The organism is Lysinibacillus sphaericus (genome assembly GCF_006864135.1).
Lineage (GTDB): Bacteria > Bacillota > Bacilli > Bacillales_A > Planococcaceae > Lysinibacillus.
On record NZ_SADV01000002.1, the window covers coordinates 189102 to 206823 of the forward strand.

The window sequence follows — 17722 nt, forward strand, 5'->3', positions numbered from 1 at the left end:
TTCTATCTCAGCAAAAATGATATAGCACGATTATTACCACTCTGTTTAGAGGTAAATGCTATTGTTATGGCTCATCACCATAACGTAGAGTTGATTTTGTGGTTCCGACTAGACTCTTTCCAAGAGGAGTCCAACGAGCCGCTATTGTTCCTAGTTACCAAAAAGATGTAAAAAATGTAGTAAAGGCACGACAAATAATAGACTATCAAAGCGATCTAAAATACCGCCATGTCCAGGTAAGATATTGCCTGAATCCTTTACGTCAAAATGACGCTTGATAGCCGATTCCACTAAATCGCCCATTTGACCAATAATTGACGCAAAAATTGTGATGAAAATAAGTGAGACATAGCCGTTCGCAAACGGATAAATTGCCTGCATTCCAACAGCAAAGATTACAGCAATGACAATTCCCCCAAGAAAACCTTCCACGGTTTTCTTCGGTGAAATTTCGGGCCATAGCTTATTTTTGCCTAGTTTTCTTCCTACAAAATATGCACCTGAGTCAGTTGTCCAAACTACAAGTAAACAATATACGACAAACTCTAGACCATAGCTTCGTGTTTCGATTAAGTAATGGAAGCCTAACCCGACATAAAACGCACCTAATAATATAAATGCAACTTCATCGAATGTAATTTTATTTTTTACAAGGACTACATATATGAGTAATAGCATCATTAGACCATACACAACCATTAAATTGGAGGAATAGCCAATTGCATCTACTACCTTATTTGACCAGTCTGATGGTATAACAAGAAGTATTAATGTTAGTAACCCTAAAAAACCAGGTACAGAAAAAAGTGAAATACCTTTCATTTTTAGTATTTCATAAAAGCCGACAACAGCCATTGCAAGCACAAGTATTGTAAATGGCACTTTTCCATAAATAACAAATGGAATAAATAGTGCTGCTGCAATTATTGCTGTAATAATTCGTTGTTTCAAGTTGTTTCTTCTCCCTTCAACCCACCGTAACGGCGATTACGTTTCTGGTAGTTTTCCACCGCTGCCAGTAAGTTTTCCTCGCTAAAATCTGGCCACAATGTATCTGTAAACCAAAATTCTGTATAGGCGAGCTGCCATAACATAAAGTTGCTTAATCGCACTTCACCACTTGTACGAATTAATAAATCTGGCTCTGGCAAATGAGCCGTCATTAAATGAGATGTCAAGCATTCTTCTGTTATGTCTTGCATCGTTAATTGACCATCCTGCACCTTCTGAAGCATTATTTTCATGGCGTTAACCATTTCCGAACGACTTCCATAATTCAGAGCAAAATTTAGAATTAATCCTGTATTATGCTTCGTCTCCTCCATCGCTTCATACAACGCTTTTTGCGTATGTGCAGGTAATAAAGATGGATCTCCTATCATCTCAACACGTACATTGCGTTCCATCATTTCAGGTAAAAAGGAACCTAAAAATTCTACAGGTAAACGCATTAGGAAATCGACCTCTGGTTTTGGTCGCTTCCAATTTTCTGTAGAGAATGCGTACACCGTTAAAACTTTAATACCTAAATCTGACGCAAATCTAGTTACCTTTCGTACCGTCTTCATACCTTCATGGTGCCCAGCAACACGTGGCATGGCACGTTTCTTTGCCCAACGTCCATTTCCGTCCATAATAATCGCTACATGGGCAGGAATCGGCTCGTTTTTAGCAAGGGCAACACGTTCCTCCAATGATAGTGAATCTATATTTATTTGTTTACCTAATAGCTTTTTAAACATGCTAACTCCCCCACTACAACTAATCGGACGTATACTAACCTATCATAACAAACAAAAGCGCGTTTTGTCTTTTTTTTCCCTCTAAATTGACTATGTACGAACTACCTTATTTTAGAACTACACACATTTTAAGATATCACCATATGTTGAGTTAATTTTCGTTACAACTGAGTGTAGTCGAAACGAACATCAACTTATCATGACATATTCCAACCTAAGGTGATGAACTCTTTAGTAGAGGGGCTTTTAAGACTTTTATCACGCCCACTCAATTGAAGGGGTAATTGCTTCCCTTATTTTGTTCATAATAATGTATTTCAGTTCACGTAAAGAATAGTTCTTCTTAATCTTAAATGAAAGCAAAAATAGATGAAAGGTATTTCCCTTAAAACAATTAAAGATGCTCTGTCTCGGTAAGTGTTTGAATACCTGCCTGAATAAAGACCCTTTAACAGTAAAGAGAAAAGACGTCCTTTATATATATAGGACGCCTTCATCTCATCAAAAAGTTCCATCATAGATATGCAAAACGAGTTGCTTACACTTCTAGAATTTCTTTTTCTTTTTCTTTCGTCACTTGATCTACTTTAACGATGAAATCATCTGTTAATTTTTGAATATCTTCACCGTAGCCACGTAGATCATCTTCTGTGATTTCGCCAGCTTTTTCAAGTTTTTTTAGATCATCATTCGCATCGCGACGAACATTACGTACAGCGATTTTTGCATCCTCTGCTTCTTTTTTCACTTGCTTCACAAGATCTTTACGACGCTCTTCTGTTAAAGCCGGGATCATTAAACGAATGACAGATCCATCATTTGTTGGTGTAATACCAATATCTGATTTCATAATCGCTTTTTCGATTTCACCTAAGATTGTTTTATCGTAAGGTGTAATAACTAATAAACGCGCTTCTGGTACCGATACACCTCCAAGCTGATTAATCGGTGTTGGTGCACCATAATAATCAACCGTAATGCGGTCTAATAGAGAAGCATTTGCACGACCTGCACGGATTGAAGCTAGTTCACGTGAAAAAGCGGCAATTGTTTTGTTCATTTTGTCTTTAGCTTGTTCTAAAACTTGTTTAGCCATTATGCATTCCTCCTAACAACTGTTCCAATTTTCTCGCCTTGTACGGCACGTTTAATATTACCTGGTTCCGTAATTGAGAAGACAATTAACGGAATATCGTTATCCATACATAAAGTAGAAGCTGTTGAATCCATTACTTGTAAGCCCTGTTGAATAACGTCTAAGTATGTGAGTGTATCATATTTAACGGCAGTTGCATCTACTTTCGGATCTGCAGAATAAACACCATCTACATTATTTTTCGCCATTAAAATCGCATCTGCGTCGATTTCAGCCGCTCGTAACGCAGCTGTAGTATCTGTAGAGAAGAATGGGTTACCTGTACCTGCTGCAAAAATTACTACACGTTTTTTCTCTAGATGACGAACTGCTTTACGGCGAATATATGGCTCCGCTACTTGTGTCATTACGATAGATGATTGCACACGTGTTTCAATTCCTAATTTCTCCAGTGCATCTTGTAACGCTAAAGAGTTCATAACCGTTGCTAACATACCCATATAATCAGCTGCTGCACGATCCATCCCCATTTCGCTACCGATTTTTCCACGCCATATATTACCGCCACCTACAACAACAGCAACTTCTACATCAAGATCTACTACTTCTTTTACCTGTTCTGCAACAGACTTGATAATTTTTGGTGATAAACCGAAGCCCGCTTCCCCAGCTAACGCTTCACCACTTAATTTTATAACTACTCGTTTATATTGTGGCACACTCATTGTAAACCTCCGTCAGACTTTATTTAAAACATCTCTATTCCCTTTTCCATTATAGTATAAATAACAATAATTGCTAGTTGTGAATAAGGCAGAATAGGAAATTATATGGCTCATCACAATAACGTGTGGTTGATTTCCGATCCGGCTGGGCGCTTGTAGCTGACGCTTCGCTTTCGCGCAGAGCAGAGCTTCCTGGGGGCGTCCGATGAGCCGCTTGGGCCAACACGAAGTTGGTCACGAAGGCGTTATCACAGGACGTGATGCTCTTAGCCTTCGTTCCTCTGCCTGCTCGCTCCAGGGTCTCGGGCCAACAGGATGTTGGTCACAAAGGCGTTATCACAGGATGTGATGGTATTAGCCTTCGTTCCTCTATCGCTGATCCCCAAGGAGTCGCCAGCCTCCACTCCAATCAACGTATATACATAGCATACGTTTTAACAAATGTCATCCACAACTTTTGGTGATGAACCCTCATTTCGGAAAAATAGGGAACACGCTATGTTGTGTTCCCCATTTTTTTGTCTAGAAAATCTAGATATTATTTGATTAGGATCAAACGCAAGTAAATTAGTTACCTTTAACTTGGCTCATTACTTCTTCAGCAAAGTTATCTTCACGTTTTTCGATACCTTCACCTACAGCGTAACGTACGAAGCCGTTTACTGAACCGCCAGTTGAAGCAACGAAGTCACGTACTTTTTGATCTGAGTTTTTAACGAATGTTTGGTCAAGTAAGCAAACATCTTCGAAGTATTTACCAAGACGACCTTCAACCATTTTTGCTACGATGTTTTCTGGTTTACCTTCGTTAAGAGCTTGTTCAGTTAATACTTTACGCTCACGTTCAACTTCTTCAGCAGAAACTTCATCGCGAGAAACATAAGTAGGGTTAATAGCTGCGATATGCATAGCAACATCTTTAGCAGCTGAAGCATCTGTAGAACCTTCTAAAGAAACTAATACACCAATGCGGCCGCCCATGTGTAAGTAAGAACCGAATGCATCTGCATCAGTTTTTGTTTTCACTTCGAAACGACGAAGAGTAATTTTTTCACCGATAGTTGCAATTGCTGATGAAATTTGGTCAACAACTTTTACACCTTCAGCATTTGTAAGCTCTAATGCAGCTTCAATTGATGCAGGTTTAGCAGCAAGTAATTGTTCAGCTAGAGAAGCAACTAATACTTGGAATTTATCGTTTTTAGAAACGAAGTCAGTTTCAGCATTTACTTCAAGGATAATTGCTTCGTTACCTTGTTCTAAAATGTAAGTTGTACCTTCTGCAGCGATGCGGTCAGCTTTTTTAGCAGCTGAAGAAAGACCTTTTTCACGTAGGAAATCGATTGCAGCATCTAAATCGCCATCAGTTTGTACTAACGCTTTTTTACAATCCATCATTCCAGCGCCAGTTTTTTCACGTAATTCTTTTACTAATTGTGCAGTAATGTTTGCCATTTAGTGTTTCCTCCTCAAATTGGTTGTACAAATTTTAGTGATAGGTTCTAAAAAAGGTGATAAGGGTCCTGAGCCACTTATCACCTTTTTGTAAACGTGAATTACTCAGCAGCAGCTTCTACAGCTGGAGCTTCTTCTTCACCTTGTTTTGACTCGATTAAAGCGTCAGCCATTTTAGCAGTTAAAAGTTTAACAGCGCGAATAGCATCATCATTAGCAGGGATTACGTAGTCGATTTCATCTGGATCACAGTTTGTATCAACAATACCTACTAGAGGGATGTTTAATTTAATAGCTTCTGCAACAGCAATGCGTTCTTTACGTGGGTCAACCACGAACATTACGTCTGGAAGAGCGTGCATATCACGGATACCGCCTAAGAATTTGATTAGACGTTCGTGTTCTTTTTTAAGTTGGATTACTTCTTTTTTAGGTAGAACTTCAAAAGTTCCGTCTTCTTCCATTTTTTCGATTGCTTTCATACGTGCAACACGTTTTTGAATAGTACCGAAGTTTGTAAGAGTACCACCTAACCAACGTTGGTTGATGTAGTAGTTGCCTGAACGTTCAGCTTCATCTTTGATCGCTTCTTGTGCTTGTTTTTTCGTACCAACGAAAAGAACTTTACCACCGTCTTGACCAACTTGACGCATGAAGTCATAAGCTTCCTCTAATTTTTTAACAGTTTTTTGTAAGTCGATGATGTAAATCCCGTTACGCTCAACGAAGATATATTTCTTCATTTTTGGATTCCAACGACGAGTTTGGTGACCGAAATGTACACCAGCTTCAAGTAATTGTTTCATAGAAATTACTGACATGTGAATTTCCTCCTAGTATGTTTGGTTTTTATCCTCCGCATTTATCACTTGCAACAAGCTACCCTATACTTAGAGCACCACTTACTACATCAAAATGCGTGTGTATTAATAACACCATTTGCAACTATATCATAGCTTTATCCCATTCGCAACTGTTTTAGTGATGAAATTTCAATAAAAGCTCAATCTCTGTTTTTCCTTTTTGCAGCTGCTTGGCAATTTCTTCTGCTGTTTTACCTTGTTTCGCTAATTCAACAGCTTGTTGTTCTATTGTTAAGGGCTTCGCTTCTTCCTTTTTGGTTGCATTAGTTGGCTGCTGGGCCGAATGCACCACTTTAGCTTCTGTTTTAGCTTCAGTTTGCTGCTGACGTGAATAAGCATTGGCTACAATATTTTTGGGCACATAGAAACGCGGTTCATTATCTAGACTAGTAGAACCGTCTACTGTGCTTTCCTTTGGCAAAGAAGGCGATTGCTCCTGCTCCTTTTGTCTCTCAATCTGTTCTTCATGTTTCACAGCATTCGTTTGAGTTTCAGACTTTGAAACTCGTTGTAGCTCTTGAATTAGGCGATCATTTTCATCTTTCATCTCAGCTAAATAAACACTAATGGTGTCATCCATTTCACGCATTAAGCGCTCCTGCTTTTTTTCTAAGTCCTTAAATTTTGCTAGCTTCGTATTTAATATAATAAGGAAATAAAATGAAAGTAGCTGTAAAATAAAAAGAACCGCGATTAGTATGATTGTCATAGTAAGCTCCTATCCACTAAAATCCACAAAATTTCCTTTAAACGGATGCTGCGCTTGCGTTTCTCGCTTCTCGTTATCCTTATTTTTCTTTTTTCGAGTACCTTTGATATACTCGCCACCTGCTTCTTCATCTTCACTAATCTCATCCATACCCTCTGAAGTATTCACAACTTTTTGCTTGCGTTCTATTTCTTTTTTTAACGCGTCATTTGCATGTGCTTGCTGAGCCAAAGTTTGTTGTTGGGCCTGATCCGCCATTTTCCCTGCTTCAAATGTTTTTGGAATAGCTATTTGTAGTTCGACACCCTTTAAACTCATGTGACTCCCTCCTTCAACGATATGTATATAAGGATTATTATGCATTAATCATTTCATTAGATAATAATTTCCGTAGCTTTAATAGCGCCTTTGAGTGGATTTGTGAAATGCGCGATGTTGATAACCCAAGCATTTCTCCAATTTCTGTTAATGTTAATTCTTCAGTATAAAATAAACTAAGCACCAGCTGCTCCTTATCATTGAGCTTTTGGATATTTTCTGCTAAATCCCCAAGCAGTTCAGACTTAACGACAGCTTGCTCAGGTGTCGTTGTTGTATCATCACGAATAACAAATGACTTTCCATCAGTCTCATCTTGATCTTGCTGCTCATTAATGGAAAGAACATTTGAAAAGAAATGCTCCTGTACAGTTTGGTAAACTTCCTCAACAGGTAAAGTCATATGTTCCGCAAGTTCCTCAGGTGTTACATGACGCATATATTTTTGTTCTAACTGTTCAATCTGTGCATCTAATTTTTTTGCCTTCTCACGTGCGGAACGCGGCAACCAATCTTCCTTACGTAAACCATCAATAATTGCTCCTCTTACTCTAAAAGAAGCATATGTATCAAATTTTAAGTCTCTATTAATATCAAATTTATTTAATGCATCAAAAAGACCTACCATACCTAAGCTCGTTAAATCGTCTCGCGATACACTCTTTGGTAAGCTCGATCCAATGCGTTGTACATGATAAGATACTAGAGAAATATATTTTTTTATAAGTAAATCACCAGCATCTGGATCACGTTCATTTATCCAGCGGTTCCACAGCTTTTGTTCATCGTTCAGAATTGGTTGTGTCATGTAATCCACCTCTCTAAGAAAAACGCATTTACGCGCCTGTTTGCCACTGTCTTATATTACCTTGTTGTTTTCTGTTGTACTTCTTCCTAGGAAATTTAGTTATTTACAGAGGGTAACAAAGCGTTACTAGCTATCCAGCCTCTAACATAAAAACCAATGTAATTCTTTCCTATATTATAACAAGAATCGACTTTAATTTCATTTGTTTCTCAGACTCAATCACAGATTCTTTACATTTTTGTGTCAGGCATTTTTTAGTTTGGACATAGTCAAAACTAAAAAATGCACAAGAATTAAGATAACTATAAAAAGAGCCGCTACTCGCGACTCCTATTTTTTAAGCATTATTTAATTGCGGATCATCCTCACGAATCATCATTGTACGTACAACTTGAGCAATTTCTTCTGAGTTTTCATCTTGAAACTCAACGGTAGAGCTGGCCGTCGGTGTTTCTTGATTGTCTTCCTCACGATTGCCGGATTCGTTTTCTTCATGCTCACCTTCAACGACTTCTTCAGCATCCTCTGGTGTGAATAAAATGTAGGCAATTAAAAATCTTACAATATACATGATGAAAAACACAATTATTCCCGCCACAAATGACCCTATGATAATACGTAATGGTGTATAAGGTTTTAGAAAAGTACTAAAAAAATATATAGAAAAGGCAATTAATGCTCCCCATAGGTTATAAAAAATAGAACCAAACATTATATTTCGCTCACTCCTTGGTTAACCGTTCGAATATGTAATATCGAAGTCGCAGGACTAAATTCAATTGTTCTACCACTATTTCCGCCCGTGTCTTCGGCAACTAAACGAATTCCATGACGCTTTAGCTCATGCTTTACAGCTTCTACATTACGCGGGCCGATGCGCATGGAATCTTTATCTGAAGTAAATTGAAACATCTGCGCACCACCCGCAATTTTTGCCTTTAGCTTGAATTTTTGAACGCCTTCTAACTTTAATAAGTCAATCATTGCCGCAATGCCTGTGTCAGCAAATTTAGCCACATTTATTGACTCTTGTCTACCTAAACTCGAATCTGGCAACATCACATGAATTAAACCAGCTATTTTTTTTGATTCATCGTATAAAATAACACCTACACAAGATCCAAGACCTGATGTTCTTATCGTATTTGGTAACTTTACTACATCCATTTGTGCAATTCCAACTTTTATAACTTGCCCATTACCACTGTTTTGCATCATCTATGAAACTCCTAATGCTTTAAAAATAGCATCAAATGAGTCTGGATCTGGTAATAAAAAGAAATGCCCTCTTACTGTTTCCTGATCCTCTACACCGTCTTCAAAAATGGATGTGTTAATGACGATAACATTATCGCTAACGTGTGATAATTCAATCAAACCAATACTAATAATGGCACCAAACATGTCAACACTTAGTCCCGGCACAGTTGGATAAATTTTTAAATTTGTAAAGTCAGATAACGCCGATAAATAAGAGCCAGATAAAATATTACCCATCTCCTGCATAGCTGATAAACCTAACTCTGAAACAGGTCGTTTTTTAAAGTCGAATGATTCATCAAATATGAGACGACGAATAAAACGATTTGCTTGTTCAATTGGCAGAATAAAGAACATACTACCTTCAGCATCACCTTCAATGCGTAGATAGATTCCAACTACGACATTTTCAGATCCGCCAGCAAGCTCCATCATGTCATTAAATGAAACCATTTCAACCTTTGGTACCCGCATATCAATTTTTTTACCGAGTAAATTGGAAAGTGCTGTCGCCGCATGCGCAGCACCTATATTACCAATTTCCTTTAATACATCTAAATGTAGTGATGTAATCTTTTGATTATATGTCATTATCGATCCCTACTTTAGTGGATTTAGTACTTTTTCTAAATGCAATAAAATTAATAATCGTTTATCTATTTTAGCCACCCCTGAAATAAACTCTTCTTCCAATGAACCTACTACTTCGGGCTGTGGTTCAATAGAGTCAGCAGGGATGTCTAACACATCATTTGCAGAGTCTACGACGAAACCTACTTCCATATCTTCTAATGAAATAATGATAATACGCGTTGTTTCTTCGTGCTCAGAGATAGGTAATTCAAACCGTTCACGTAAATCTACAATTGGTGTTACGACACCACGTAGGTTAATAACACCTTTTACATATTTCGCCGTTTTCGGTACGCGCGTAATATGCATTAGTTTTTCAATTCCTTGTACATGTGACACCGGAATCGCATATTCTTTATCAGCTAGTTGAAAAACAATTACTTTAATACTTTCTTGTTCCACTGCATTTGTCATTGTTTACACCTCTCTTATTCATTCACCTTATTTAATAAGTGCGTTACAATCCACAATTAAGGCTACTTTTCCGTTACCTAAAATTGTTGCACCTGAAATTGCAAAAATATTCGTTAAGTAGTTTCCTAATGACTTCAGAACAATTTCTTGTTGGCCAATGAATGAATCCACAACTAAACCAGCAAGCTTCTCACCTTTTCGAACGATGACCACTGAATGGAATTCGTCACCCTGTGGTTCTTTGCGAGGTACCTCAAAGATTTCTTCTAAAAATACTAGTGGTACTACTTTGCCACGGAAGTCGATTACTTTTTGATTATGCGCATTCATAATTTCAGATGAACGGATAATGGAAGTTTCGATAATTGATGAAAGTGGAATTGCATAAATCTCTTTCTCTATTTCTATTAGCATGACAGAAATAATCGACAATGTCAGTGGTAATTGAATCGAGAATACTGATCCTACATCTTGTGTAGATTCAATTGAAATATTTCCACCCAATGATTCTATTGTTGTTTTAACAACGTCTAATCCAACGCCTCGGCCTGATACGTCAGAAATAACATCTGCCGTTGAGAAACCAGAAGCCAAAATAAGCTCATTGATTTGCTTATCTGACATTGAATATGATTGCTCTTGTGTAACAATACCTTTAGAAATAGCTTTCGCAAGTACTTTTTCACGGTTAATACCTGCTCCATCATCTTCAATTTCAATAAAGACATAGTTACCACTATGATAAGCACGCAGGACAACTGTTCCTTCTTCTGGTTTACCTTTTGCAAGACGAGCAGTCGGATTTTCAATACCGTGGTCAACAGAATTACGAATTAAATGAACAAGAGGATCCCCGATTTCATCGATTACGGTACGATCTAGTTCTGTTTCAGCACCAATAATTTCGAGGTTAATTTTCTTGTTTAGATCACGAGATAACTGACGAATCATTTTCGGGAAACGATTGAATACTGTTTCAACCGGAACCATACGCATTGTTAAAATAATAGTTTGTAAGTCACCCATGACGCGGCTCATACGTTCTACTGTTTCATTTAACTCTCCATGGTTAACCTCAGTTGCAATAGACTGTAGTCGTCCTCGATCGATAACAAGTTCTTCAAATAAGTTCATTAATATATCAAGTCGCTCGATATTTACACGAATTGTTTTATTACCAACAGGCGCATGACTTTTTTCAGCCTTAGCAGGCGCCGCTGCTTTTGCAGGTGTAGGTGTTGCAGTATTTGTTTTAGGTGCAGTAGCAGGTTGAGCCTCAACTTCTACCGTTGCTGTTGCCACTACTTCTTGAATTGCTTGTTCTTTTTCGCTATGGTGCTTTTGTTCGATCGTTGTGACAATCACTTCTTCGACTTCAGAAACTTTCATAATCTTTTTCTGTATATCTTCAGCAGATTCTTTTGTTACGAAGGCTACGTAAAATTGTTGGTCGAACTGTTCGTCTTCAAGCTTATCTACAGATGGATTTGATTTAATAACATCCCCATCTTTTTCCAATATTTCAAACACCATAAATACACGTGCTGCTTTCAAAAGACAGTCCTCACGTAATTTCACTGAAATTTCGAATGCATTGAAACCTTGTTCAGCAGATTGTGAAATAACTGTTTGTTCAAAGCCGTCATACTCTAACACACTTGCTACAGCAGTAGTTGGTGTCTCAATAGTTGCGACAATAACTTCTTCAACTTCTGAAACGCTCATAATCTTTTTCTGCATATCTTCAGCAGATTCTTTAGTTACGAAAGCTACGTAAAATTGTTGGTCGAACTGTCCGTCTTCAAGCTTTTCTACAGATGGAGTTGATTTAATAACTTCTCCATCTTTTTCTAAAATCTCAAACACCATAAATACTCGTGCTGCTTTTAAAAGACAGTCCTCACGTAATCGCACTGAAATTTCAAATGCATTGAAACCTTGTTCAGTAGATTGAGCAATAACTGTTTGTTCAAAGCCGTCATACTCTAACACACTTGCTACAGCTGTAGCTGGTGTCTCGGCAGTTACTACTACTTCAGGAATCGCTTCCTCACCTAATTCAATACGCTTTAATTGAGCAACAGTTGAAGATACATCACGTTTTCCATCTCCGCCATTTGCAATGTCCATTACCATTTCTTCTAGATGGTCAACAGACTCGAAGACAACATCTAAAATTTCAGGAGTTACATGGATTTTCTCATTGCGGATCGCATCCAACACATTTTCCATTTTATGAGTTAAATCTGCTAAATCTTCAAAGCCCATTGTCGCAGACATACCTTTTAATGTGTGCGCAGAGCGGAATATTTCTCCAACAATCGCCAAATCGTCTGGATTTTTTTCTAGTTCTAATAAATGTTCACTACACGCTTGTAAATGGTCTTTACTTTCTTCAATAAACATCTCTAAATATTGATTGACTTCCATAAGAGGACACCCCTTTAAGGCAAATATTTCATTATTGTTTGTGCAATATCATCTACATCTGCTACTTCATCGACAAGCTGCGTTTCCACTGCTGCTTTCGGCATACCATACACTATGCAAGTTTCAGCTGACTCAGCGATTGCAATCACATTTCCAGTACTTTTTAGTGCTTTTAGTCCATCAGAGCCGTCATGGCCCATACCTGTCATAATAACTGCCACTTTATCAAAATCATTAAATTGGCTGACATCTTCAAACATGACATCTACAGAAGGGCGATGTCCAGATTTAGGTGGTTCATTATTATCAAGAACTATGCCAAAGGAGGTACCTACTTTTCTAAGTTTTAAATGATACCCACCAGGTGCAATATACGCCGTGCCATTTTGAAGAATATCTCCTTGCTCAGCTTCCTTTACGGTAATCTCACTCAATTGATCCAAACGAGTTGCAAGAGATTTTGTAAATCCTGCTGGCATATGCTGGACAATTAAAATTGGTGCTTGAATTGATTTTGGGATTTTTGTTATTACTTCTTGTAATGCTCTAGGTCCGCCGGTAGAAGTCCCAATCAGTACAATTTTCCGCCCTACTTTATTCCATTCAACATGTGGCTTTGATAATTCTGCCCTTGCCGGAAAAACATTGACAGGAGGAGCCACTATGCCTTCACTAAAAGATTCTCGTCTAACAGTACTCGCTATTAATGAATGTTCTTGTTGTCTTTTACTACCAGAAGGTTTTTTTAATTTTGAAATAGGTACCAATGATGCTTGTTCAACCTTGTGAACAAGTTCGGTTTGGATTTTATGTAAATCAAGAGAAATTGTTCCGCTCGGCTTTGCGACAAAATCTACTGCACCAAGTTCAATTGCTGACAAGGCATTTTCTGCTCCTCGTTGAGTTGTACTTGAGAGCATGACAACAGGTACTGGACATATAGTCATAATTTCTTTTAAAGCATCAAGCCCATTCATTTCAGGCATTTCAATATCCATTGTCACAACTGTTGGCTGCAATGATTGAATCTTCTTTATCGCATCTTTCCCATTTCGTGCTGTTCCAACTACTTCAACCTTCGAGTTGCCAACAAAAAAGTCACTAATTAGCTTTCTCATAAAAGCAGAATCATCAACAACTAATAGCTTGCTTTTATGTAAAAAGTCCAATTAATCACGCCCTTTCGAAAAAATACTTCTTAATTTAGTTAAGAAATTACCCGCTGACTGATCATGTGCATGAACTTCCTCCACACGGTATTCCATAAAACGTGCCACTATAAGATGAAGCGTCTTTGTAATAAGCGCGTCTGGATAGGCAAGTGAAAAAGGCACTTGCTCACGCACAGCCTTACGCACAACAGAATCTTCAGGTAATGAGCCTAATATTGTAACCTCTTTGTCCAAAAAACGTTTCATCGTACGCTTCAGTCGTTCATTGGTTTCCAGTCCTTCTTCTTTACTATAAGCTCGATTACAGAGTATATAAAATTGCTTGTCTACATCTCTCGTATAAATATATTTCATCATTGAATAGGCATCTGTTATAGAAGTTGGCTCTGCTGTTGATAAAACAATGATTTCATCTATAGAAGTTAGTAAATCTAATGACCAGTTAGTTGCTCCTGCTCCCATATCAAATAAGATGTAATCAAAGCTTTTTTGAAGCTGCTCAAATGCATGAATGAGTCGATCAAACATAATCTCTGACCATTGTAAGACGCCCGACATACCAGACCCGCCTGAAATATACTTTAAATCGTAAGGACCTTCAAATATTACCTCATCTAGTAACTTATTTCCTTCTAAGTAATCTTTCAAACTATAGGATGCATTTTTTCCAATTAAAATATTGATATTTCCCATACCAATATCCATATCAACGATGACAACTTTTTTCCCTTTATTGGCCATTGTAATGGCAAAATTCATCGTGAAGTTACTTTTACCAACTCCACCTTTTCCACTTACAACCGCAATTGCCCTGCCTAATTCGCCTTGCTGTTTTAACATTTTCAAGCGTAATGTTTCAGCTTGGTCTCTCATTTTTCTTCACCTTGGAAAAATAAATTTAGTACTGCTTCTAGATCAGCTTCCTCAATATCTTCTGGTACTTCTTGACCATTCGTGTAGTAAGCAAGTCCTTTATTATATTTAATCATTAAATTAATCATTGTGCCAATAGAATTTGTTTCATCAATTTTTGTAAAAATGAATTTTTCAATTGGTAATTGCTTAAATTGCTCTACAATGTTTGCCATATCCTTTTCTTTCGTTGTCATAGCAAGTACTAAGAAGGACTCAGCCTGATCATCAAATTTTATGAGACGCTGTAAATCGTCTACATATTTTACCTCTTTATAATTGCGGCCAGCTGTATCTATAAACACTAAATCTAAATGGGACAAACGATGGATTGCTTGTTCAAAATCTGTTGCATTATAGGCAATTTCGACAGGAGCTTGTAACAGTCCAGCATACGTTTTTAATTGCTCAATTGCGGCAATACGGTAAGTATCTGTCGTGATAAATCCTATTTTTTTCTTTTTTTCTAAAACTGCTCTAGCTGCCATTTTAGCAATTGTCGTAGTCTTTCCGACACCTGTTGGACCTAGAACATTAATATATTTTTTGTCATAGGATAAGCCCCCGACTGGGAGATTCTCTAGCTCTTTGCGCAATAAATTTTTCGTAACCATCTTACATTGAGAAAAATTGATTTCTGATGCTTCTTTGAAATGCGTAAAAAGCTCATCACCAATCGTTGTGATGAGCTCCTCACTTAGCTCCTGCTGTCTTAAGTATTCAATGAAGGGTAAGAGTTCATCGGGATATTGATCTTGGATAGTCTTCTTATGCATAGAATGCATTAAAGATTTTAAATCTGCGATTTCCTTCCTCAAATCTTCAGAAATGCCAGTTTCCTCATGCAAGGGCACATCATTCTGTGGCTGTACTTGGTGCGTTTTAGCTTGCACAGCATTCGTAATCTCTTGTAACCTTACATTTTCTTTTTTAGCTGTTGTTATAGGTAAAGCTGCAGGTGCTGGAGCCACATTACCTGGCTCCATTGAATCAATCCCTGCAACAACCTCAAAACTTTTCTTTTTAATGATTCCAAAAAACTTTTTTGTAACGACTACTTTCGAATTCAAAATGACAGCGTCCTCACCTAATTCAGCACGTACAAGCTTCATCGCTTCTGGTATGGAGGATGCATAATATTTTTTCATTTTCATTCAACATTCACCACCCCAACACTTTGAATTTCAACTGTAGCATCAAGTTCATTGTATGATAGAACTGGAATTTGCGGGAAATAACGCTCCGTTAGTTGACGTAAATACATACGAACTGCTGGAGAGCATAAGATAATAGCAGATTGTTCCATAAAGGAAACGCGTTCTACTTCTGCAGCCATAGTCTCCAAGACAGTTTGAGAGTCTTGCGGATCCATCGCTAAGTAATTTCCGTGATCAGTTTGTTGAATACTATCAGCAATCATTTTCTCTACTTTACCCGAAACAGTTATAACCTTTAATGATGAGTTGTCTCCTACGTATTGAGAAGTAATCTGACGTGCCAATGATTGACGTACATACTCCGTTAATATATCGGTATCGCTCGTTAACTTTGCATAGTCTGCTAGCGTCTCAAAAATAATTGGTAAGTTTCGCACTGAAACATTTTCTCGTAAGAGTTTACCCAGTACTTTTTGAATTTCTCCAGTCGATAACGGTGTAGGAGTCAGCTCTTCGACTAAAATTGGATGTGTTTCACGTAAATGATCAATTAACTGCTTCGTCTCTTGACGACCGAGTAATTCATAAGCATTTGCTCGAATCATTTCGGTTAAGTGAGTCGACACTACGCTCGGTGGGTCAACAACTGTGTAGCCGAACATTTCGGCATCTTCTTTCACTTGCTCAGTAATCCATTTTGCAGGTAAACCAAATGACGGTTCAACTGTGTCAATTCCTTCGATGGAATCATCATCTCCTGGACTCATTGCTAAATAATGATCAAGTAGAAGTTCCCCACGTGCCATTTCGTTACCCTTTATTTTAATTCGATATTCATTCGGTTGTAATTGAATATTATCGCGAATACGGACAACCGGAATGACAATCCCTAATTCTAATGCTAACTGTCGACGTATCATAATGACTCGATCTAATAAATCTCCACCTTGAGCAGCATCTACTAACGGTATTAAACCATAGCCGAATTCAAACTCGATTGGGTCCACATTTAATAAATTCACAACATTTTCAGGGCTCTTCATGCCGTCTGTTGCCACTTCTTCCTCAATTTCAAGTAATTCTTCTTCATCCTCTGGTTTCTTATGATCCATCATATAAGCACCAGCAATTAGCGAACCACCAATTGGAAGCGTTATCCATAAAGGGATAGGTGTGAAAAATCCAAGTAAAAGTATTGTTCCACCAGCTACATAAAGCAGTTTCGCTTGAGCAAAAAGCTGCCCTGTAATATCTTCACCAAGACTTCCTTTAGAAGATGCACGTGTTACGACAATCCCTGTCGCAGTAGAGATAAGTAGCGCAGGAATTTGTGAGACAATACCATCCCCAACTGTTAACTTAGAAAAATGATTCGCTGCATCTGCAAATGGAAGACCCATCTGCACAACACCGATGATGATACCAAATAATAAGTTGATAATAACCATGACCATAGAGGCAATGGCATCCCCTTTTACGAATTTTGTGGCACCATCCATCGCTCCGTAAAAGTCCGCTTCACCCGCTACTTTTTCGCGTCGTTCACGTGCTTCCTTTTCAGAAATAACTCCTGCATTTAAATCAGCATCAATACTCATTTGTTTACCCGGCATCGCATCCAGTGTGAAACGTGCTGCTACTTCAGCTACACGCTCCGCTCCTTTTGTAATAACGATAAACTGAATTAACACAAGAATTAAGAATACAACTAAACCAACTAGTACATTCCCGCCGACTACAAAATCACCAAACGTTTCAACAACCGCACCAGCATCACCTTTGGCTAAAATGGCACGTGTTGTAGAAACGCTCAGTCCGAGTCGGAACAAAGTTAACAATAAAATAACTGAAGGAAAAATAGAAAAGTCTAACGCTTCCTTCATACTCATTGCTGTTAACAGTACGATTAATCCTAATGTAATATTAATGACGATTAAGAAACTTAACATCCACGGAGGAAGAGGAATGATGAGCATCGCAACGATTAAAATAACCGCACCTAAAACCCCTATATCGCGAACTTTCATT

The 17722-nt window shown here is 37.9% G+C and carries 18 protein-coding genes; all 18 read right to left on the reverse strand.

What is annotated here, in order from left to right; genetic code table 11:
- Window positions 1–150: 150 nt before the first annotated feature.
- Window positions 151–951 (reverse strand): phosphatidate cytidylyltransferase, encoded by an 801-nt coding sequence (locus C7Y47_RS03180; protein WP_142507447.1) that lies wholly within the window; start codon window positions 949–951, stop codon window positions 151–153.
- A complete protein-coding gene (locus C7Y47_RS03185) occupies window positions 948–1742 on the reverse strand; it encodes an isoprenyl transferase (RefSeq protein WP_142507448.1) in 795 nt (264 codons plus the stop codon). Before C7Y47_RS03185 ends, C7Y47_RS03180 begins: the two co-directional genes overlap by 4 nt.
- A 538-nt stretch (window positions 1743–2280) precedes the next feature.
- Window positions 2281–2838, reverse strand: coding sequence for a ribosome recycling factor (gene frr, locus C7Y47_RS03190; RefSeq protein WP_142507449.1), 558 nt, complete (start codon window positions 2836–2838; stop codon window positions 2281–2283).
- Entirely contained in the window at window positions 2838–3563 is a 726-nt protein-coding gene (gene pyrH, locus C7Y47_RS03195; protein WP_142507450.1) for a UMP kinase, read from the reverse strand. Before pyrH ends, frr begins: the two co-directional genes overlap by 1 nt.
- A gap of 567 nt (window positions 3564–4130) precedes the next feature.
- Window positions 4131–5018: a translation elongation factor Ts gene (tsf, locus tag C7Y47_RS03200; protein WP_142507451.1), complete on the reverse strand. Its 888-nt coding sequence runs from the start codon at window positions 5016–5018 to the stop codon at window positions 4131–4133.
- A gap of 101 nt (window positions 5019–5119) precedes the next feature.
- A complete protein-coding gene (gene rpsB, locus C7Y47_RS03205; protein ID WP_049668466.1) occupies window positions 5120–5839 on the reverse strand; it encodes a 30S ribosomal protein S2 in 720 nt (239 codons plus the stop codon).
- A 157-nt stretch (window positions 5840–5996) separates the two neighbouring features.
- Window positions 5997–6590 carry a hypothetical protein gene (locus C7Y47_RS03210; RefSeq protein WP_142507452.1) on the reverse strand — a complete coding sequence of 198 codons (594 nt, stop codon included), beginning with the start codon at window positions 6588–6590 and terminating at the stop codon, window positions 5997–5999.
- Window positions 6591–6599: 9 nt separating this feature from the next.
- The gene (locus C7Y47_RS03215; RefSeq protein ID WP_132357417.1) at window positions 6600–6908 is read right to left on the reverse strand and encodes an RNA polymerase subunit sigma; all 309 of its coding nucleotides are present in this window, start codon (window positions 6906–6908) and stop codon (window positions 6600–6602) included.
- Between the two features lie 37 nt (window positions 6909–6945).
- Entirely contained in the window at window positions 6946–7716 is a 771-nt protein-coding gene (locus C7Y47_RS03220; protein WP_132357418.1) for a FliA/WhiG family RNA polymerase sigma factor, read from the reverse strand.
- Window positions 7717–8053: 337 nt separating this feature from the next.
- The gene (locus C7Y47_RS03225; RefSeq protein WP_142507453.1) at window positions 8054–8428 is read right to left on the reverse strand and encodes a hypothetical protein; all 375 of its coding nucleotides are present in this window, start codon (window positions 8426–8428) and stop codon (window positions 8054–8056) included.
- Entirely contained in the window at window positions 8428–8934 is a 507-nt protein-coding gene (locus tag C7Y47_RS03230; protein WP_142507454.1) for a chemotaxis protein CheD, read from the reverse strand. Before C7Y47_RS03230 ends, C7Y47_RS03225 begins: the two co-directional genes overlap by 1 nt.
- A complete protein-coding gene (locus C7Y47_RS03235; protein WP_132357421.1) occupies window positions 8935–9567 on the reverse strand; it encodes a chemotaxis protein CheC in 633 nt (210 codons plus the stop codon).
- Window positions 9568–9576: 9 nt separating this feature from the next.
- A complete protein-coding gene (locus C7Y47_RS03240; protein ID WP_132357422.1) occupies window positions 9577–10023 on the reverse strand; it encodes a chemotaxis protein CheW in 447 nt (148 codons plus the stop codon).
- Window positions 10024–10050: 27 nt separating this feature from the next.
- Window positions 10051–12453 carry a chemotaxis protein CheW gene (locus C7Y47_RS03245; RefSeq protein WP_255504988.1) on the reverse strand — a complete coding sequence of 801 codons (2403 nt, stop codon included), beginning with the start codon at window positions 12451–12453 and terminating at the stop codon, window positions 10051–10053.
- A 14-nt stretch (window positions 12454–12467) separates the two neighbouring features.
- Window positions 12468–13622 (reverse strand): protein-glutamate methylesterase/protein-glutamine glutaminase, encoded by a 1155-nt coding sequence (locus tag C7Y47_RS03250; protein WP_142507455.1) that lies wholly within the window; start codon window positions 13620–13622, stop codon window positions 12468–12470.
- Window positions 13623–14498, reverse strand: coding sequence for a MinD/ParA family protein (locus C7Y47_RS03255; RefSeq protein ID WP_142507456.1), 876 nt, complete (start codon window positions 14496–14498; stop codon window positions 13623–13625).
- Window positions 14495–15691, reverse strand: a complete 1197-nt coding sequence (flhF, locus tag C7Y47_RS03260; protein ID WP_142507457.1) for a flagellar biosynthesis protein FlhF — start codon at window positions 15689–15691, stop codon at window positions 14495–14497. The genes C7Y47_RS03255 and flhF overlap by 4 nt, the downstream gene beginning before the upstream one ends.
- Window positions 15688–17721 carry a flagellar biosynthesis protein FlhA gene (flhA, locus tag C7Y47_RS03265; protein WP_142507458.1) on the reverse strand — a complete coding sequence of 678 codons (2034 nt, stop codon included), beginning with the start codon at window positions 17719–17721 and terminating at the stop codon, window positions 15688–15690. The genes flhF and flhA overlap by 4 nt, the downstream gene beginning before the upstream one ends.
- Between the last annotated feature and the right edge of the window lies 1 nt (window position 17722).